Source organism: Actinomyces sp. oral taxon 171 str. F0337, from assembly GCF_005696555.1.
Taxonomy (GTDB): Bacteria; Actinomycetota; Actinomycetes; order Actinomycetales; family Actinomycetaceae; genus Actinomyces; species Actinomyces oris_E.
The window spans coordinates 1296077-1315400 of sequence record NZ_CP040005.1; the positions used below are offsets into that span (position 1 = coordinate 1296077).

19 protein-coding genes are annotated in these 19324 nt (G+C 69.9%); 11 read left to right on the top strand and 8 right to left on the bottom strand.

The features are described from left to right. Positions 1-13: 13 nt before the first annotated feature. Together recO and uppS are read left to right on the top strand one after the other, a co-directional pair. Entirely contained in the window at positions 14-763 is a 750-nt protein-coding gene (gene recO / locus FBF36_RS05770; RefSeq protein WP_138137274.1) for a DNA repair protein RecO, read from the top strand. Between the two features lie 2 nt (positions 764-765). After that, on the top strand, positions 766-1635 hold the full coding sequence (gene uppS, locus FBF36_RS05775; protein WP_034493230.1) for a polyprenyl diphosphate synthase: 870 nt from the start codon (positions 766-768) through the stop codon (positions 1633-1635). A gap of 50 nt (positions 1636-1685) precedes the next feature. On the opposite strand, the gene FBF36_RS05780 is transcribed toward uppS, so the two are convergent. The 4 genes from FBF36_RS05780 to FBF36_RS05795 all read right to left on the bottom strand — a co-directional run bounded on the left by FBF36_RS05780 (position 1686) and on the right by FBF36_RS05795 (position 5095). Then, the gene (locus FBF36_RS05780) at positions 1686-2111 is read right to left on the bottom strand and encodes a Fur family transcriptional regulator (protein ID WP_009397841.1); all 426 of its coding nucleotides are present in this window, start codon (positions 2109-2111) and stop codon (positions 1686-1688) included. Further along, entirely contained in the window at positions 2108-2998 is an 891-nt protein-coding gene (locus FBF36_RS05785; RefSeq protein WP_009397840.1) for a metal ABC transporter permease, read from the bottom strand. Before FBF36_RS05785 ends, FBF36_RS05780 begins: the two co-directional genes overlap by 4 nt. Beyond that, positions 2995-3918, bottom strand: coding sequence for a metal ABC transporter ATP-binding protein (locus FBF36_RS05790; RefSeq protein WP_034493218.1), 924 nt, complete (start codon positions 3916-3918; stop codon positions 2995-2997). Before FBF36_RS05790 ends, FBF36_RS05785 begins: the two co-directional genes overlap by 4 nt. Positions 3919-3991: 73 nt before the next feature. After that, positions 3992-5095: a metal ABC transporter substrate-binding protein gene (locus FBF36_RS05795; RefSeq protein WP_034493216.1), complete on the bottom strand. Its 1104-nt coding sequence runs from the start codon at positions 5093-5095 to the stop codon at positions 3992-3994. A gap of 228 nt (positions 5096-5323) precedes the next feature. Between FBF36_RS05795 and FBF36_RS05800 the strand changes: the two genes are divergently transcribed. Together FBF36_RS05800 and FBF36_RS05805 are read left to right on the top strand one after the other, a co-directional pair. Then, complete coding sequence (locus FBF36_RS05800; protein WP_138137276.1) at positions 5324-6715, top strand: glycine--tRNA ligase; 1392 nt, start codon at positions 5324-5326, stop codon at positions 6713-6715. A gap of 103 nt (positions 6716-6818) precedes the next feature. Continuing rightward, positions 6819-8123, top strand: coding sequence for a YibE/F family protein (locus FBF36_RS05805; RefSeq protein ID WP_034493214.1), 1305 nt, complete (start codon positions 6819-6821; stop codon positions 8121-8123). Positions 8124-8162: 39 nt separating this feature from the next. Here the strand turns inward: FBF36_RS05805 and dusB are convergent, their stop codons facing one another. Next, positions 8163-9461 (bottom strand): tRNA dihydrouridine synthase DusB, encoded by a 1299-nt coding sequence (dusB, locus tag FBF36_RS05810; protein ID WP_009397835.1) that lies wholly within the window; start codon positions 9459-9461, stop codon positions 8163-8165. A gap of 181 nt (positions 9462-9642) precedes the next feature. Between dusB and FBF36_RS05815 the strand changes: the two genes are divergently transcribed. Both FBF36_RS05815 and FBF36_RS05820 read left to right on the top strand, forming a co-directional pair. Next, positions 9643-10371 carry an SDR family oxidoreductase gene (locus FBF36_RS05815; RefSeq protein ID WP_178387661.1) on the top strand — a complete coding sequence of 243 codons (729 nt, stop codon included), beginning with the start codon at positions 9643-9645 and terminating at the stop codon, positions 10369-10371. An 85-nt stretch (positions 10372-10456) separates the two neighbouring features. After that, positions 10457-10957 carry a SixA phosphatase family protein gene (locus FBF36_RS05820; protein WP_009397832.1) on the top strand — a complete coding sequence of 167 codons (501 nt, stop codon included), beginning with the start codon at positions 10457-10459 and terminating at the stop codon, positions 10955-10957. 27 nt (positions 10958-10984) lie between these two features. Here FBF36_RS05820 and serB read toward each other — a convergent pair whose 3' ends face one another. Then, positions 10985-11695: a phosphoserine phosphatase SerB gene (gene serB, locus FBF36_RS05825; protein ID WP_009397831.1), complete on the bottom strand. Its 711-nt coding sequence runs from the start codon at positions 11693-11695 to the stop codon at positions 10985-10987. Positions 11696-11794: 99 nt separating this feature from the next. Next, the gene (glgC, locus tag FBF36_RS05830) at positions 11795-13039 is read right to left on the bottom strand and encodes a glucose-1-phosphate adenylyltransferase (RefSeq protein WP_009397830.1); all 1245 of its coding nucleotides are present in this window, start codon (positions 13037-13039) and stop codon (positions 11795-11797) included. Positions 13040-13328: 289 nt separating this feature from the next. Here glgC and glgA point away from each other — a divergent pair, with 289 nt between their 5' ends. Further along, on the top strand, positions 13329-14558 hold the full coding sequence (gene glgA / locus FBF36_RS05835) for a glycogen synthase (protein WP_009397829.1): 1230 nt from the start codon (positions 13329-13331) through the stop codon (positions 14556-14558). 46 nt (positions 14559-14604) lie between these two features. On the opposite strand, the gene FBF36_RS05840 is transcribed toward glgA, so the two are convergent. Then, complete coding sequence (locus FBF36_RS05840) at positions 14605-15330, bottom strand: hypothetical protein (protein ID WP_009397828.1); 726 nt, start codon at positions 15328-15330, stop codon at positions 14605-14607. A 122-nt stretch (positions 15331-15452) separates the two neighbouring features. Between FBF36_RS05840 and FBF36_RS05845 the strand changes: the two genes are divergently transcribed. The 4 genes from FBF36_RS05845 (at position 15453) to FBF36_RS05860 (ending at position 19207) form a co-directional block, all read left to right on the top strand. After that, a complete protein-coding gene (locus FBF36_RS05845; protein ID WP_009397827.1) occupies positions 15453-16274 on the top strand; it encodes an ABC transporter ATP-binding protein in 822 nt (273 codons plus the stop codon). Between the two features lie 93 nt (positions 16275-16367). Continuing rightward, a complete protein-coding gene (locus FBF36_RS05850) occupies positions 16368-16835 on the top strand; it encodes an NfeD family protein (protein ID WP_009397826.1) in 468 nt (155 codons plus the stop codon). A gap of 62 nt (positions 16836-16897) precedes the next feature. Next, on the top strand, positions 16898-18202 hold the full coding sequence (locus tag FBF36_RS05855) for an SPFH domain-containing protein (RefSeq protein ID WP_009397825.1): 1305 nt from the start codon (positions 16898-16900) through the stop codon (positions 18200-18202). A 144-nt stretch (positions 18203-18346) separates the two neighbouring features. Continuing rightward, the gene (locus tag FBF36_RS05860; RefSeq protein ID WP_138137279.1) at positions 18347-19207 is read left to right on the top strand and encodes a TrmH family RNA methyltransferase; all 861 of its coding nucleotides are present in this window, start codon (positions 18347-18349) and stop codon (positions 19205-19207) included. Positions 19208-19324 lie beyond the last annotated feature (117 nt).

A 19324-nucleotide genomic window follows, 5' to 3' on the forward strand; every position in this document is an offset into this window, starting at 1 on the left:
AGAGACTGCGCCCGTGACGAGCAGGCTGTACCGGGATGAGGCGATCATCCTGCGCACCTACAAGCTGGGCGAGGCCGACCGCATCATCGTGATGCTCACCCGCCACCACGGCCAGGTGCGTGCTGTGGCAAAGGGGGTGCGCCGCACCACCTCCCGCTTCGGTGCCCGCCTGGAGCCCTTCTCCATGACCGATGTCCAGCTCCACGCCGGGCGCAGCCTCGACGTCGTCACCCAGGCCGAGATCATCGACCCCTTCGGTCGGGCCGTGAGCGCCGACTACGCCATGTTCACCTGCGCCTCGACCATGGTGGAGACCGCCGAGCGCCTCAGTGCCGACGACGGAGACCTGGGCACCGAGGCCAGCCCCCAGCAGTACCTGCTGCTGGCCGGGGCCCTGGCCGCCATGTCCCACCGGCGCCACGCCCCCGGACTCATCCTGGACTCCTACCTGCTGCGGGCCCTGGCCCTGGGGGGCTGGGCGCCCTCGTGCTATGACTGCGCCCTGTGCGGTGCACTCGGACCGCACAGGGCCTTCCATGTGCAGGCCGGCGGCGCGGTGTGCGAGTCCTGCCGCTCGGCCGGCGCCGTGGAGGTCGAGCCGGCCACGATGGTGCTCCTGGGGGCCCTGCTCACCGGCGACTGGGCCGTGGCCGACGCCTCCGGCCAGCGCGAGCGCTCGCAGGCCTCCGGGCTCGTCTCGGCCTACACGACCTGGTACCTGGAGCGGCGCCTGCGCTCCCTCGCACTGGTGGAAAGAGCATGACCATGACAGACGTCACCAGAGACATGACGGTCGAGGCGGCTCCGCCCCTGCACCGGCCCGGCCTGACCCCGCCCGTGCTGCCGGCCGCCTCCCTGCCCCAGCACGTCGCCGTCGTCATGGACGGCAACGGGCGCTGGGCCAATGCCCGCGGCCTGCCCCGCACCGAGGGCCACCGGGTGGGGGAGGCCAATATGCTCGACGTCGCCGCCGGCGCCATTGAGATCGGCGTGAAAGAGCTGAGCGTCTACGCCTTCTCCACTGAGAACTGGCGGCGCTCACCCGGTGAGGTCCGCTTCATCATGGGCTTCGCCCGCAAGGTCCTGCGCGTCCAGCGCGATGTCCTCAACTCCTGGAACGTCAGGCTGTGCTGGGTCGGTCGCACCCCGCGCCTGTGGAAGTCCGTCCTGCGTGAGCTGCGTGAGGCCGAACGCGTCACCGCCCACAACACGGGCCTCACCCTCAACCTGTGCATCAACTACGGCGGGCGCGCCGAGATCGCCGACGCCACCCGAGCCATCGCCGAGGACGTGGCCGCCGGCCGCCTCAAGACCTCCTCCGTCAACGAGAAGACCATCCAGCGTTACCTCTACTCACCCACCATGCGGGACGTGGACCTGTTCATCCGCACCGGCGACGAGCAACGCACCTCCAACTTCCTCATGTGGTCCTCCTCCTATGCCGAGCTCTACTTCTCGCCCCTGGCCTGGCCCGATTTCAACCGCACCGAGCTGTGGAGGGCCTGCGAGGCCTACGCCGGACGCGAGCGCCGCTACGGCGGCGCCGTAGACAAGGTGCTGCACGAGGAGCCCGCCGATACCGAGGACCCGGAGGACGACGAGGCTGACGAGGAACCGCACCACGACGGGCAGTAGTCGGCCGCCCGGCACCACCGGATCGGGGCCACCAGGCGGATCAGGACAGTTCAGTCCTGTGAGGTGTCCTGTGCCGAGCAGGCGGCGCACAGGCCGAAGAACTCCGCCGTGTGCTCCATCTGGGTGAAGCCCTGCTGGGTCGACACCCGCTGAATCCACTCCTCCAGCTCACCGCCGGCAACCTCCACGGTGTAGCCGCAGCGGCGGCACACGATGTGGTGGTGGTGCTCCTGCCTCTCGCAGGCCCGGTAGAGGACCTCGCCCTCGGCGCTGCGCACCTGGTCCACCGTGCCGGTCTCCGCCAGGGTCTGCAGGTTGCGGTACACGGTGGCCAGCCCCACCTTGGTGCCTTCGGCCTCCAGGGCGGAATGGATCTGCTGGGCCGAGCGGAACTCGTCGGTGCGGGTGAGGATGTCGGCGACGGCGGCGCGCTGGCGCGTGGCGCGTGGACGCTGCGCCGTGCTGCTTGCGCTCATGATCTGCCTCCTGAGGTGATGCGGTGCCGTCGGGAGCGGCTGACGAACTGCAGCAGTCCGGACAGGAGGGCGACGACGGCGTAGCCCCCCACTAGGAGTACCACGATCATGGCGCCGGGAGAGACCTCCACCCGGTAGGTGATCGTCAGACCCGACACACAGGCCACTACCCCCAGACCCATCGCCAGGTACATGGTGCGGGCGAAGGAGTGCGAGACGAGCTGGGCGATGGCCACCGGCACGATCATGACGGCCGAGACCAGCAGCGCCCCCACCACCCGCATGGACACTGAGACCGTCAGCGCCGCTACCACCGCCACCAGTACGTTGAGGGCACTGGTGGGCAGCCCGCAGGCGCGGGCGAACTCCTCGTCGTGGCACAGCGCGAACAGCGGGCCGCGCAGTCCCAGCCCCACCAGGAGCACCAGGGTGGCCAGGGCGATGGTGAACCAGGCGTCGGGGACCGAGACCGTGGAGATCGAGCCGAACAGGTAGTAGTTGAGATTCGTCGTCGTCCCGCCGGCGACGCTAATGAGGATGACGCCCCCGGCGATGCCCCCGTAGAACAGGATCGCCAGGGCCACGTCGCCCCGGGTGCGGCCGTTGGCGCGGATGACCTCGATCAGCACGGCGCCCAGCACGCTCACGATGATCGCCCCGGGCACGGCCCAGGCGTCACGGGAGGTGACGTTGGCGGCGGTCCCGGCCAGCCAGCCCAGGGCGATGCCGGTCAGGGCGATGTGCCCGATCCCGTCGCCCAGCAGCGCCAGGCCCCGCTGAACCAGGTAGGTGCCCACCACCGGGGCGGCCAGCCCCACCAGGACCGCCACGATGAAGGCCCGCTGGATGAGGGGGCTGGCGAGCATGTCGGAGACGAACTCGATCATGGGCGGGTGCTCCTACCGGAATGGGGGCGCGTTTCAGGCAACCGATGGTCGAGGACGGGGGCGTGGTGGGCCGGAGGGCCTCCGGCGTCAGGGTGGTGGTCGTCGTCGCCGCTGTGAGTGCGGCGTGGGCCGTGGGACGCGCCGACTCTGCTGTCACGCAGATGAGCGACCTCGCCGGCCGGGCCGTCGGCGACGAGCCGGCCGTCCTGCAGGAGGATCGCCCGCTGGACGACGTCGGCGAGCTCACCCATCTCGTGCAGGACCGTCACCAGGGTCAGCCCCTGCGCGCGCAGCCCCCGGAGGATCTCGGCCAGGGACTCACGGCTGGCACGGTCGATGCCGGCCAGGGGCTCATCGAGGATGAGCAGCTCTGGGGAGCGCACCAGGGCTCGGGCGATGAGGACGCGCTGGGCCTGCCCGCCGGAGAAGACCTGGACGTGGTCCGCGGCCCGGTGGGCCAGGCCGACGGCGTCGAGTGCGGCCATGGCCTTGCATTTGGCGCTCCGCCCCCGGTCGGCCCAGGGCCTGCGCGGTCCCAGGAGCCCGGATCGCACCACCTCCAGGGCGGTGGCCGGGACACCGGAGCCGGCACCGATCCGCTGGGGGACGTAGCCGACGCGCTCCCAGGGGACCCTGCGGCGGCGCGAGGTGGGGGCGCCCAGGACCTCGATGCTGCCGCCGGACAGGGGCACCAGCCCCAGAACGGCCTTGACGAGGGTGGACTTGCCCGAGCCGTTGGCGCCCAGGATCGCCACGGACTCGCCGCCGCCCACGGCCAGGCTCACGTCGTCCAGGATGAGGGAGGAGCCCAGGACGACGCTGAGCTCGCGGATCCTGATGGCGAGCGCGGACGACGCCGCCCGGGGTGAGTCGGACGGCGTCGTCACAGACGCTGATGATGGTGAAGATGATGAGGTCATGCCGTTTCGATCATGCCAATCTGAGTGGACGTCATCTGCTCGGGATCTCGGGCTCGGTGGCCCGGCCCCGAGGCTACTGGCACACCATGGCGGACTTGAGCCGCTCCAGGTTGCTGGTCATGGCGTCGGTGTAGTCGCCCCGCTCGGGCTTGGACTCCAGGGGACTGAGGACGCTCGTCTTCGCATCGGTCTCCGCGGCGATCGCCTTGGCGGGAGCGTCGGAGACCAGCTCCTCGGTGAAGATCGTCTTCACCCCCGTCTTCTCGACCACCGACTTGATGTTGGCCATCTCAGCGGGGCTGGGCTCAGCATCGGGGTCGATGCCGGAGATGGAGGCCTGGGTCAGGCCGTAGCGCTCGGCCATGTAGCCGAAGGCGGCGTGGGTGGTGATGAAGGTCTTGTGCTGGCAGGTGGACAGGCCCTGCTTGTACTGGTTGTCCAGGCCGGTCAGCGCCGTCTTGAGCTTGTCCAGGTTCGCCTTGTAGTCGTTGGCGTTGGCCGGGTCGATCTGGGCGAAGGAGGCCTCGAGGGCCTCGGCCACCTTGATCATGCGGTCCGGGTCGAGCCAGAAGTGCGGGTCGAGGTCACTGTCGTGCCCCTCCTCGCCCTCGGTGTGACCGTGCTCATCGTGACCGTGCTCGTCCTTGTGCTCGTCGTGGCCGGCCTCGCTGGCCTGCGCGGTGGCGGCGGCACTCGCCGTGGCCGAGGCGCCGTCGGTGGCCTCCTCGCCGTGCTCGTGCTCCTCCTCAACCCCCTCGTGGTGGACGAGGTTGGCCGGCTTGCTGAGGTCCACCACGGTGGGCCCGGAGCCGACCTCCTTGACGGCCTTGTCCAGGGAGGGCTGGAAGCCGGGGACGTAGGCGATGAGGTCGGCCTTGCCCAGCTCGGCGGTCGCCTTGCCGGAGAGCTCGAAGTCGTGCGGCTCGACGTTGGCCGGGGTCACGGTGGAGACCTTGACGAGCTTGCCGCCAATGGCCTCGGCCAGGTACTGGATCGGGTAGAAGGACGTAGAGACCGTCAGGGTCTTGCCCGGGGCGATCGTGTGCGGTGCCGAGGCACTTGACGAGTTCTCGCTCTTCAGGGCGCTGCACGCGCTCATACCGGCGGCCAGGATCAGGGTGGCTCCGAGCGCCACGATGCGACGGAGGTGGTGGGAACGAGCCTGTGAAACACTCATGCGAATCATTCTCATACTCTGATGGCTGTGCGTCAAACTCCGAGGGATTCCGCGTGTGCGCTGCTGAGAGCCGGTTTGAACAGTAGTCAGAAGGGCCGCTCGAGCGCTTGCGTGCGCATCCGCGGTGCGACGGGCCCCTCACCAGCTGTCGGCGGCTGTCCGCCTAGACTGTTCCCACTCGTCCCCACCAACCAGGCGGGACCACGACCACTCCTGAAGGAGCATCCGTTGGCATCCACCCCTTCACGCCTTGACGCCGTCATCAACCTCGCCAAGCGTCGCGGGTTCGTCTTCCCCTGCGGCGAGATCTACGGCGGAACCCGCTCGGCCTGGGACTACGGACCGCTGGGCGTCGAGCTCAAGGAGAACATCAAGCGCCAGTGGTGGCAGTACATGGTGCGCTCACGCGACGACGTCGTCGGGCTGGACTCCTCGGTCATCCTGCCGCGCGAGGTGTGGGTCGCCTCCGGGCACGTCGGCGCCTTCACCGACCCGCTCGTGGAGTCCCTGCACACCCACAAGAGGTACCGCGCCGACCAGCTCGTCGAGGACTACGCGGCCCGCAAGGGCCTCGACCCCGAGGCCGTCACCCTCGACATGGTCCCCGACCCCGTCACCGGCCAGCCGGGCTCCTGGACCGAGCCGCGCGAGTTCTCCGGCCTGCTCAAGACCTACCTGGGGCCGGTCGACGACGAGTCCGGCCTGCACTACCTGCGCCCCGAGACCGCCCAGGGCATCTTCATCAACTTCACCAACGTCATGAGCGCGGCCCGCAAGAAGCCGCCTTTCGGCATCGGCCAGGTGGGCAAGTCCTTCCGCAACGAGATCACGCCGGGCAACTTCATCTTCCGCACCCGCGAGTTCGAGCAGATGGAGCTGGAGTTCTTCTGCGAGCCGGGCACCGACGAGGAGTGGCACCAGTACTGGATCGACTACCGCAAGGCCTGGTACACCGACCTGGGTATCAGTGAGGACAACCTGCGCCTCTACGAGCACCCCACCGAGAAGCTCTCCCACTACTCCAAGCGCACCGTGGACCTGGAGTACCGCTTCGGCTTCGCCGGCTCGGAGTGGGGCGAGCTCGAGGGCATCGCCAACCGCACCGACTTCGACCTGTCCACCCACGCCGAGCACTCCGGCAAGGACCTGTCCTACTTCGACCAGACCCGTTCCGAGCGCTGGACCCCTTACGTCATCGAGCCATCGGCCGGCCTGACCCGCTCGCTCATGGCCTTCCTCGTGGAGGCCTACACCGAGGACGAGGCCCCCAACACCAAGGGCGGGGTGGACAAGCGCATCGTCCTCAAGCTCGACCCGCGCATCGCCCCGGTCAAGGCGGCCGTCCTGCCGCTGAGCCGCAAGGAGGAGCTGACCGGTCCTGCCAAGGAGCTGGCAGCCCGCCTGCGCCGCTCCTGGAACGTGGAGTACGACGACGCCGGCGCGGTGGGCCGCCGCTACCGCCGTCAGGACGAGGTGGGCACGCCCTTCTGCCTGACCTACGACTTCGACTCGCCCGAGGACGGGGCGGTCACCGTGCGCGAGCGCGACACGATGACCCAGGAGCGCATCCCGCTCGAGGGCGTGGAGCGCTACCTGGCTGAGCGCCTCGTCGGCTGCTGAGCCGCGCCGAGCAGGCCGGCAGCGCCACTGACCCGGCCACCATCTCGATCCCGCCCCGTGTCCCTGGCTCACGTCAGGGACACGGGGCGGGCATGATGGGACGGTGAGCACCAACTCGACCTCCCCGAGCAACGAGTCTCTTTCCGCTGAGGACCTTCCCCAGCCGTCGGTAGGACCTGCCGGCCCTCACGGCGGCCACAGCCACTCCCACTCCGGGCCACTGGACCTGGAGGCGGGGGAGGTCCGCCGGGTGCGGATCGTGCTCGGTGTCATCGTCGGTGCCCTGGTCCTGGCCACCGTCGTCGGACTGGTCGTGCTCTGGCCGGGCAAGAGCTCACTCATCGGCTCACGCTCCTTCACCGCCGAGGGCGGCTCAGTGGGCAAGGCCACCATCACCTCCACGGACCTGTCCGGCTGTGAGAGCTCCGTGAGCGCCCTGACGGAGGTCAACGGCGTCAAGCCGGAGGAGTTCTCCAAGAGCCACGTGTGCGCCCGCATCACCGAGGGCGAGGGCAAGGGCCTGGTCATGCCGGTCCAGCTGGTGGGTGAGCCCCGCAAGCTCGCCCACGTCGGTGACCGGCTCGTCGTCCTCTACTCGCCCCAGGCCATCCTGTCCGGCTCCCCCTACTCCTTCATCGACTACCAGCGTCAGCTCCCGGTCGGCGCCCTGACGATCGTCTACCTCGTGCTCGTCGTCGCCGTGGCCGGGCGCAAGGGCGTCCTGAGCGTCCTGGGTCTGCTGGTGGCCACCGGTGTGCTCGCCTTCTTCATGATCCCGGCGCTCCTGTCAGGCTCCCACCCGCTGGCGGTGACACTGGTCGGATCGATGGCGATGATGCTGGCCGCCGTCTACGTGGCCCACGGCGTGTCCATCCGCACCACGACGGCCCTGCTGGGAACGGTGGCCGGCATCGTGCTGACCGTGCTGCTCGCCCTGTGGGGGACCGACGCCGCTCACTTGACCGGCGACGTCGACGAGACCGCCCGCCTGCTGGCCTCACGCACGCACATCGACCTGCAGACGCTGCTGACCTGCGGCATGGTCATCGCCGGGCTCGGCGTCCTCAACGACGTCACCATCACCCAGGCCTCCTCGGTGTGGGAGCTGCACGCCGCCAACCCGCTGCTGTCGCGTACGCGCCTGTTCACCGGCGGGATGAGGATCGGCCGGGACCACATCGCCTCGACCGTCTACACCCTGGCCTTCGCCTACGCCGGCACGGCGCTGCCACTCATCCTGGCCGCCTCCCTCATGGACCGGGCCGTGCTGGACACCATGCTCTCGGGGGAGATCGCCGAGGAGATCGTGCGCACCCTCATCTCCTCCATCGGCCTGGTCCTGGCGATCCCGGCGACCACGGCGATCGCGGCGGCCCTGTGCCGCGTCACCCCTGTCCTCGACGAGTAGCCGAAGACCGGTCTGAAGAGACCCGGTGAGACCGCTCCGTCAGCCTCCGGAGACGTCGGACTCGGCCTGGCTGAGCATCTCGCGGTGGGCCTCGTCCAGGGCGGGAGAGTCCAGCCAGCCGTCGGGCAGACGGGGGGTCTTCGGACTGCCGGCCCGCCCCCGGGGGCCCTCGACGACGTCACCGGGGTAGTCGACGACGTCTGGCAGGCGCGAGCGCATCCGCTCCAGGCCGGCGTCGAGCTCATCGAGGCTCCGGATCCCCATGAGGTCGGCACGCGCCGCGCCGCCGACCGGGTAGCCCTTGAGGTACCAGCCCACGTGCTTGCGCAGGTCACGCACTCCCCGGTCCTCGCCCATCTCCTCAGCCAGCATGCGCCCGTGGCGGCGGATCACCTCGATGACGGCGTCCAGGTCCGGGCGGGTGCGTGTCGGCGAGCCGTGCATGGCCGCCACGATGTCGGCGAACAGCCAGGGGCGGCCCTGGCAGCCGCGGCCCACGACGACGCCGTCGCAGCCGGTGGTCTCCATCATGCGCACCGCGTCGTCGCCGAGCCAGATGTCCCCGTTGCCGAGCACCGGTAGGACGGTGGACTCCTTGAGGCGGGCGATCTCCTCCCAGCGGGCCTGACCCGAGTAGTGCTGGCGTGCGCTGCGGGCGTGCAGGGCCACCGCCGCGATCCCGGCGTTCTCGGCGGCCCGGGCGGCGTCGAGGAAGGTCTCGTGCCCCTCATCGATGCCCAGGCGCATCTTCATGGTCACCGGCACCTGTCGAACCCGCCCGGCGGCGCGGGCAGCGGCCTCACTGGCACGCACCGCCTCGGTGAGAATCGCCGCCAGCAGATCGCGCTTCCACGGCAGCGCCGCACCGCCTCCCTTGCGGGTCACCTTGGGAACCGGGCAGCCGAAGTTGAGGTCGATGTGGTCGGACAGGTCCTCCTCCACCAGGATCCGCACCGCGGCCCCCACCGTGGCCGGGTCAACCCCGTAGAGCTGAATGGAACGAACCCTCTCGGCCGGGTCGGTGCGCACCATCGCCAGGGTGCGCTCGTTGCGCTCCACCAGGGCGCGGGTGGTGACCATCTCCGTGACGTACAGGCCCGCCGGGGCCAGCAGACCGCCGCCGGGGGCGGACACCGGACCGGGGCAGGAGGGCGTCAGTGCCTCCGGCAGGACGGCCTCGGCCATCTCCCGGCACAAGCGGCGGAAGGAGGCGTTGGTGACTCCGGCCATGGGGGCGAGCTCGACGGGGGTGGGCACCACCAGCGGCCCGATGCGCAGCGGTGTGGGCGCGCGGCCCGATGCGCAGGCGTCGGGCAGGCGGGGGGAGGTCTCACTCATCGTCACCCCGACATGCTGACACACGGCGAGTACCAGGGCGGCGACCGGCCCCGTCCTTCGGCCCGGAACCGACACAGGTATAGACCACTTGTGAAGGAAGTAACAGGGCTGGATCGAGGTCAGTGCATGACGAACTGCTGATGACGAGTGCTTGCGCGCGTTACCTTGTGTGCTTGTGCTGATGAACGAAGAGACCGAACCGTCGATATCACGTTCCGTCGTCGTGACCGGAGCCTCCCGGGGAATCGGGGAGGCGGTTGTGAAGGCGTTTCTCGCACAGGGCGACCGGGTGGCGGGTATCTCCCGCTCCGGTGAGGCCCCCGACGGCGCCCTGGGCCTGGCTGCCGATGTCACCGACCCCGACGCCCTGGCCCAGGCCCTTAGCGCCGCCACCGAGGAGCACGGCCCCATCGAGGTCCTCGTGGCCTCGGCCGGCATCAACCGGGAGTCCTTGGCCGCCCGCACCTCCTCCCAGATGTGGGACGAGGTCATCTCAGCGGACCTGACCGGCACCTTCAATACAGTACGCGCCGTGACGCCAGCCATGATGCGGGCCCGTACGGGGCGCATCATCCTGGTCTCCTCGGCCATCGCCGCACGTGGAGGCGTGGGCCTGTCGGCCTACGGCGCCGCCAAGGGCGGCGTGGAGGGGCTGACCCGCTCCCTGGCCCGCGAGCTCGCACCGCGCGGCATCACCGTCAACGCCGTGGCCCCCGGATTCGTCACCACGGCGATGACCGCCTCCCTGCCCGACCACATCCGCACCGCCTACCTCGAGCAGATTCCCTTGGGGCGCTTCGCCGACGTCGCCGACATCGCCGGCCCCGCCGTCTTCCTCGCCTCACCCGCGGCGGCCTACGTCACCGGCGCCATCCTCGGCGTCGACGGCGGCATGGGCATGGGGCGCTAGGCGCACAGCAGGCCGCGAGACGTTGTCGGGGCCGTATCCGGGGGCCGCCGTGGTGCCGTAGGGTAGAGCCGTGACAACGGATCCCATGCGCCGGCTCGTGCTCGTCCGACACTCCAAGGCCTCTCACGACGCCGTCACCGACCTGGAACGTCCTCTGACCCCCAAGGGCACCGCCCTCGCAGGCCTGCTGGCCAAGGAGCTGCGCAAGCGCCTGGAGACCACCGACCTGCTCCTGGTCTCCCCGGCGGCCCGGGCCCGCGAGACCGCCCGCCCCATCCGCGACCGCCTCGAGCCCACTGACACCCTCGTGCGCGAGGAGATCTATAACCTGGGCCCCAACGGCATCCTCGGGGTTCTGGCCGAGGAGGGCGCAGACGCCAGGACGGTCGTCGTCGTCGGCCACGAGCCCACGATCTCCGTGCTCGCCCACATCCTCCACGACACCGATGACGACCTGGCCTCCCAGATCTCCTTCGGGGTGCCCACGGCAACCGCCGTCATCATCGATGTCCCCGGCGCCTGGGCGGACCTTGAGCCCAAGAGCGCCCGTATCCGGGAGATCTTCACCGCCCGCAAGCGCGACTGAGGCTGGACGTCCCGAAGCAGTCGCCGGTCAGCCCCCGATCAGCTGCAGGACGGCACGCAGGTCACGCACATGGATAGCCGCATCAGCCTGCTCAACAACCACCGGCTTGGCGCAGAACGCCACCCCCAGCCCCGCGGCCTCCAGCATCCCCAGGTCGTTGGCCCCGTCCCCGACCGCGATGGTGCGCTCCATGGGCACACCGTCCTGCTGGGCCCAGGTGCGCAGGCAGTGGACCTTCTCCTGACGGTCCACGATGCGCCCCAGCACCCGACCGGTGAGGCAGCCGCCCGCCACCTCCAGGCGGTTGGCCGCCACGTGGTCGATACCCAGCCGCTCGGCCAGGGGCACCACGACCTCCTCGAAGCCGCCCGAGACGACCCCCACGCGGCAGCCACGCGCATGCAGCGCCTCAATGAGCTCGGCAGCCCCCTCGGTGGGGCGCACCTCGGCGAGGACCTCGGCGAAGACCTCCTGGGAGACCCCGGCCAGCGTCGCCACCCGCTCGCGCAGGGAGGCTGCGAAGTCCAGCTCCCCGCGCATCGCCCGGGCCGTGACCTCGGCAACCAGCTCACGGGTTCCGGCGCGCTGGGCGATGAGCTCGATGACCTCCTGCTCGATGAGGGTGGAGTCCACGTCCATGACCAGAAGGCCTGGGCCCCCAGTCATCAGGGCACCATCGGTCAGAGCCCCGCTGAGGCCCGCGGAGCCGCCGGCACGGTGTCGAGAGGTGTCGCTCATGGCGCCATGCTAGTGGGCGAACCGGCGGGCGGGTACGAGCGCGCCGCCGCCCGGCGACTCGGGCGACGGCGCGCACATGGAAGGCGGTAGGCCCCTCGGTCAGCGGGTGACGAGCTGCCCCTTGGCCACCACCGTGATACCGGACTCTGTCACGGTGAAGCCCCGCTCGCGGTCGTGCTCGGGGTCGATCCCCACCATGGCCCCCTCCTCGACCCGGACGTACTTGTCCAGGATCGCGCGGTTGACCACGGTGTTGCGGCCCACCTCAGCGCCGTCCATGAGGACGGACTCTCGCACCGAGGACCAGGAGTTGACACGCACACCGGGGGACAGGACCGAGGAGATCACCTCACCACCGGAGACGATGACACCCGGTGAGACGATCGAGTCGACCGCGTGCCCCAGGCGCTCGTGGTGGCCGTAGACGAACTTGGCCGGGGGCATCGCGGCCTGGTAACCGGCGAACAACGGCCAGCGGTCGTTGTACAGGTTGAACACGGGGGTCACCGAGATGAGGTCCTGGTGCGCCTCGAAGAAGGCGTCCACGGTACCCACGTCGCGCCAGTAGTCGCGGTCGCGCTCGGAGGAGCCCGGGACGTCGTTGTCCTTGAAGTCGTAGACGCCGGCCGCACCCTGGTTGACGAACCAGGGCACGATGCTGCCGCCCATGTCGTGCTTGGAGGACTCGTCGCCTGCGTCGACCGTCACGGCCTCCAGGAGCGCGTCGGCGTTCATGATGTAGTTGCCCATCGAGGCCAGGACCTCATCAGGGGAGTCCGGCAGGCCCGGGGTGTCCTTGGGCTTCTCCACGAAGGCCTTGATCCTGCCGCGGTCGGTCGGGTCGGTCTCGATGACGCCGAACTGGTCCGCCAATGACCGGGGCTGACGGATGCCTGCGACGGTGCAGGGCAGCCCGGAGGCGATGTGATGGTCCAGCATCTGGGAGAAGTCCATGCGGTAGATGTTGTCCGCACCGGTGATGACCACGTAGTCCGGCCGCTCGTCGTCGAGCAGGTTGAGGGACTGGTAGATCGCGTCGGCGCTCCCCAGGAACCAGTGCTTGCCCACGCGCTGCTGGGCCGGAACAGGCGCGATGTAGTTGCCCAGCATGTCGGACATGCGCCACGTCTTGGAGATGTGACGGTCCAGTGAGTGGGACTTGTACTGGGTGAGCACCACGACCTTGAGGAAGCCGGAGTTGATCATGTTGGACAGGGAGAAGTCGATGAGCCGGTAGATCCCGCCGAAGGGCACGGCCGGCTTGGCGCGATCCACGGTCAGGGGCATGAGGCGCTTGCCCTCGCCACCAGCGAGGACGATTGCGAGAACACGAGGTTGAGCCATGTGGCCCACCTTACGTTGCTTGAGAGGCTTATGGGGCCAAACAGATCACAATGTGGGCCGTTCCCGGGGCGACTCCCGAGTCGACCCGGACCTTCGATCTAGACGCACCCCGCTCAGGACGCCGACGGGCCCGTACACGTGAGTCGGTGGAAACCACCGACGTCGAACGGTCCCACTGCGAGGCGCGTGCGTATACCGTCGGGGGTGGCGCCCGACCCACCGCGGGTGCCCGTCCTGCGCCGCCGACGGCGCGGTCAGACCATCCAGCAGACAGAGGAGACGCACACCCATGAGGGTCGACCTGCTGACCAAGGAGTACCCACCCTTCATCTACGGCGGCGCCGGGGTCCACGTCAACGAGCTCGCCAGGGTCCTGCGCCCTCTGGCCGACGTTCGCGTCCACGCCTTCGGCGGCCCCCGCGAGCCCGGCACCGAGGGCGCTGACGACGGCGTCACCGGTTACCCCGAGATCGCTGAGCTCGACGGCGCCAACGCCGCTCTGCGCACCTTCGGCGTCGACCTGGAGATGGCCCAGGGCACCAAGGGAACCGACCTCGTCCACTCCCACACCTGGTACACCAACCTCGCCGGCCACCTGTCCGGCCTGCTCCACGGCGTCCCCCACGTCATCAGCGCCCACTCCCTGGAGCCCCTGCGCCCCTGGAAGGCCGAGCAGCTCGGCGGCGGCTACGCCCTGTCCTCCTGGGCGGAGAAGACCGCCTACGAGGCCGCCTCCGGGATCATCGCGGTCTCCAACGGCATGCGCGAGGACATCCTGCGCTCCTACCCGGCCGTCGACCCCGAACGCGTCAAGGTCGTCCACAACGGCATCGACCTCGAGGCCTGGAAGCACCCGCAGGGCGAGGACGCCGACGCCGCGGCCGCAGCTACCCTCAAGCGCCTCGGCATCGACCCCGACCGCCCCACCGTCGTGTTCGTCGGACGCATCACCCGTCAGAAGGGCCTGCCGCACCTACTGCGCGCCTGCGAGCAGCTGCCCGCGGACGTCCAGGTCATCCTGTGCGCCGGCGCCCCCGACACCCCCGAGATCAAGGCCGAGGTCGAGGGTCTCGTGGCCCGCCTGCGGGAGAAGCGCACCGGCGTGGTCTGGATCGAGGAGATGCTGCCGCGCCCCGAGCTCATCGCCGTCCTGGCCGCCTCCGACGTCTTCGTGTGCCCCTCGGTCTACGAGCCACTGGGCATCGTCAACCTCGAGGCCATGGCCGTGGGTCTGCCGGTCGTCGGATCGGCCACCGGCGGCATCCCCGACGTCATCGTCGACGGCGAGACCGGCCTTCTGGTCCCCATCGAGCAGGTCCAGGACGGCACCGGCACCCCCATCGACCCGGCCCGCTTCGAGGCCGACCTGGCCGAGCGCCTCACCACCCTGGTCACCGACACCGAGGCCGCCAGGACCATGGGGCAGGCCGCCCGACGCCGCGTCGAGGAGCACTTCGCCTGGGAGGCCATCGCTCAGCGCACCATGGACGTCTACAACTGGGTCCTGGCCCAGGGCTGAACAGGACGGTTCTCGTCCGGCCATGCCACCGAGTGGTACGGCCCCTCTACCGGGCCCACCACTCGGTGGCCGCAGCGGCCCCGTGACGCGCCACAGCCAGCAGCGGACGCAGGACGCCGGCTCGCTGCTGCGCCTGAAGGGCGGTCGTAGCCGCACCGTCGTCGTCCAGGGCCAGCTCGCACATCCCCGCCAGGCGCAAGGAGCGCTCCAACAGCTCTCGATCGCGGTGCGACAGCCAGGGCGGGACGAGCCGCGGATCCACCACGGCGGTGAGAAGGTCGTTGAGAGCATCGGCCATCTCCGGGCGCTCGCGGGCCAGGTCGAGCTCGACGAGCGCCTCGATGGCCTCCTCGGTGGCGGCGTGCACCTGCCTGCGGGCGTGCGCCGCATCCAGCGGAGGCAGCGGGCGGGCCATCGGCTCAGCGCGCCAGGTCACCGAGGTGCCTGAGTCCTCGGGCACCAGCAGCACCCGACCGGGTGCGCCCTCCAGGACGACGCCCTCCTCGATGTCGGGGATGATCCCCCAGGTGCCGGTACCGCCGGCCGGTGAGGGCAGGACCGCGCTCACCCGGCTCAGTGGGCGGGCGGTGGTGAGCCACTGCTCCAGGCCGACGCGCCCCGAACCGCTGGGGGCGCCGGCGATACCGTCGACGATGCTGTCGATGACGTCATGGGCGCCGTCGACGCCCTCAACGAGCGACAGGCCGCGGGAGGAGGGCGAGGGCGCCCACAGGGCCAGCATGATGCTGACAGGCGGGTTGAGGGGATCCATGGGGATCAACCATAGTGAATGGTGGCGGGGCGAGCCCCGGATGGGGGCCGGGCACCATCGGGCTGGCGGCTCTCGTCCCGCATCTGCCCTGTGTCATCCCGGTGTCACGATAGGATCGGCTCATGACCAGTGTCCTGCACCTCGACGACGTCTCGCTGCACCGCGGCAGCCACCAGATCCTCAGCCACGTCAGCTGGACCGTGGAGGAGGGCCAGCACTGGGTGCTGCTGGGATCCAACGGCGCGGGCAAGACCACGATCGCCAGGATCGCCTCGGCCAGGCTCTTCCCGTCCTCCGGCACGGTGGACATCCTCTCCGAGAGGCTCGGGCGCGTGGACGTCTCCGAGCTGCACCCCCGTATCGGCCTGTTGTCCTCGGCCCTGGCCGCCGACGTCCAGGACGGCGAGAAGGTGCTCGGCGTGGTCCTGTCGGCCTCCTACGGGCGCATCGGGCGCTGGCGCGAGGAGTACGACGACTTTGACCTTGAGCGCGCTCACGCCCTGCTGGGTGCCCTGGAGGCCGGGCACCTGGTCGACCGGCTGTGGGGAACGCTGTCATCGGGGGAGCGCAAGCGCGTCGAGCTGGCTCGCGCTCTCATGCCGGACCCGGAGATGCTCTTCCTCGACGAGCCCGCCTCGGGCCTGGACCTGGCCGGCCGTGAACAGCTCCTGGCGGCGCTCACCGAGATCATCTCCTCGCCCGACTCACCCTCCATGGTCCTGGTGACCCACCACCTGGAGGAGATTCCGGAGGGCTTCACCCACGCACTCACGCTGCGTGAGGGGAAGGTCGTGGGCTCCGGTCCGCTGGAGCAGGTCCTCACCGTGGACACGATCAGCACGACCTTCGGCATGCCGCTGGAGGTCACCTACGACCGCGGTCGCTACGCCGCCAGGGGCCGACCCGTCGGCCACGGCAGGCGCGTCGCCGCGGCCAGGGGCTGACCGGTTCCGGGTGCGGATGTCCGCTCCGGACCACGTCGTCCCCGTCCGGCACGGGACCACTTACTCACCAACCGCGTTCATCAGGAGGTTCTCATGGAATGGCTGATCTGGGTCGGAGGGGCTCTGCTCCTCATCGTCATCGAGACGGTGACGGCCGACCTCACCTTCCTCATGATTGCCGGTGGTGCGCTGGGGGGAGGGCTGACATCCTTCCTCGGTGGGCCTGTGTGGGCGCAGGTACTGGTCTTCGCCTGCGTCTCCACCCTGCTGCTCTTCGCCGTGCGCCCCTGGGCCAAGCGGCGTCTGGCAGCCGCCACCCCACAGATGAAGACCAACGTCGACGCCCTCATCGGCAGGTCGGCCACCACCATCACCGCGGTGGATGACGGCGGCGGCCGAGTCCGTCTGGGCGGTGAGGAGTGGAGCGCCCGTCTGGCTCCCGCCGCCCAGGGTGGCGTCACCCGCCTGGAGGCCGGGGTGAGCGTGACCGTGACACAGATCGACGGGGCCGTGGCCGTGGTCGCCCCGGCGACGACCTCCGCCGCTGCGCCCGCGCCCTGACGTTCCCCGCACCGGCCCATCAACCGTTCTGACCACCCGTTCAACCCCGCAGGAGAAAACTCGTGCCCATCGTCTCCATCATCTTGCTTCTCGTGGCCGTATTGGTCATCGTTGCCATCTTCCGATCGGTGCGGATCGTTAAGCAGAGCACCGCGATCATCGTTGAGCGCCTGGGGCGCTTCCAGGCGGCCTACGGCGCTGGAATGCACTTCCTGGTGCCCTTCATCGACCGGGTACGCAACATCATGGACCTGCGCGAGCAGGTCGTCTCCTTCCCGCCCCAGCCGGTCATCACCTCCGACAACCTCGTCGTGAGCATCGACTCGGTGGTCTACTACCAGATCACCGACCCCATGCGTGCCACCTACGAAATCTCCAACTACCTGCAGGCCATTGAGCAGCTGACGGTCACCACGCTGCGCAACGTCGTCGGCTCCATGGACCTGGAGCAGACGTTGACCAGCCGTGACCAGATCAATGGCCAGCTGCGCGGTGTCCTGGATCAGGCCACCGGCCGGTGGGGAATCCGCGTCAACAGCGTGGAGCTGAAGTCCATCGACCCGCCCGCCTCCATCCAGGGCTCCATGGAGCAGCAGATGCGCGCCGAGCGTGACCGCCGCGCCGCGATCCTGACCGCCGAGGGCGTCAAGCAGTCCCAGATTCTCACGGCCGAGGGTGACAAGCAGTCCGCCATCCTGCGCGCCGAGGGGCAGGCGCAGTCCGCGATCCTCAAGGCCCAGGGTGAGTCGCGCGCCATCCTCCAGGTCTTCGAAGCCATCCATCGCGGAAACGCCGACTCCAAGCTGCTGGCCTACCAGTACCTCCAGACCCTGCCCAAGATCGCCAACGGCTCCTCCTCCAAGATGTGGATCGTGCCCACTGAGTTCACGGCGGCGCTCGACGGCATCGCCGGCGCTCTCGGCGGTGGCAAGGATGGCGGCCCCAGCGGCGGCTCGGACGACTCCGACGACGATACCCGTCCCGGCGTCGACCTCTCAGGCAGCGAGCTCGACCTGGGCATCGCCTCGGACCTGGCCAGCATCAGCCTCCAAGCCCCCGAGGAGGCCCTCGCCCAGGCCCGGGGCGAGGTCGAGTCGGCCTCCCAGGAGGCCAGTGAGGAGCCCGCTCCCAAGGCAGGCGTTCCCCGGAAGGCTCCCGCGGATGAGACCGACGGCGGGGCCACGGTGACCGTCCCGACCTCCGACGGCCTGGAGGGTGCTCACGCCGCGCGCGGCAGTCACGTGGCCGATCCCGAGGAGGAGGATCAGCAGCCGAATTCCGTGCCCCCGCGCGGCGGTTACGGCATCCAGGCACAGCCCGGGTACGGCACGCCTCCCGGCGCGCCCCAGGGACCCTACGGAGCCTGACCGGCTGTCTTGAGGCCCGTTGGGAACCGGAGAGGTCCCAGGGGCACTTGCTGCGGCGGGAGGAATGGGCGATCCACGATGATCGGCCTATTCTTCCCGCCGTACTGCTGCGCTGAGCGGGGAAAACCAAGAAGGTGACGAACGATGATTATTGAGCTGGACGACGGGGCCGACGAGCGCCTGGCGGACTACACCAGGCTGACGGATGTGGCGCTGCGCCGTCGGTTGGAGACGCAGCGGGGCCTGTACATGGCCGAGTCCTCCAAGGTCATCACACGCGCCGTGGCCGCCGGGCACGCCCCGCGCTCCTTCCTTATGGCTCCGCGCCACCTGGCTGAGATGCGCCCGGTCATCGCCTCAGCGGCCGGCTGCGGGGGCAACGACGACGGCGGTGAGGTGCCCGTGTTCGTCGCCCCCGAGGAGGTCCTGGAGTCCATCACGGGTTTCCACCTGCACCGCGGGGCGCTGGCCGCCATGAACCGCCCCGAGCTCATCGGTGTTTCCGAGCTGCTGTCGGCCGCCCGCGGGGGAGCGGGGGCCAGGAGGGTCGCGATCCTGGAGGACCTGGTGGACCACACGAACGTGGGGGCCGCCTTCCGCAGCGCTGCCGCCCTGGGGATCGACGCCGTCCTGGTCACTCCGCGCTGCGCGGATCCCCTTTACCGGCGCAGTGTGCGCGTCTCCATGGGCACCGTCTTCCAGGTCCCCTGGACCCGGATCGAGCGCTGGCCCGCCATGGACGAGCTCCATGGCCAGGGCTTCACCGTGGCCGCCCTGGCGCTGTCGGACACCTCAGTGGCGCTGGACGAGTTCGCGGCGTCAACGGCTTGCACCGGTGCGGACTCCAGGGTCGCCGTCGTCCTGGGCACGGAGGGCGATGGGCTGTCCCACCGGACGATCGCCGCGGCCGACGAGGTGGTGCGCATCCCCATGGCCGGGGGAGTGGACTCCCTCAACGTGGCGGCGGCCGCCGCCGTGGCCTTCTGGGCGCTGCGTCTGCCCTGACCCGGACCGCAGTCCGGTGCCGCCAGCGTGCGCCGGACGAGCAGCACGTGAGCAACATGGTGGGGCCGGATCCGTCAGCATACGGATCCGGCCCCACTGTTGTGTCAGCGGCCGATC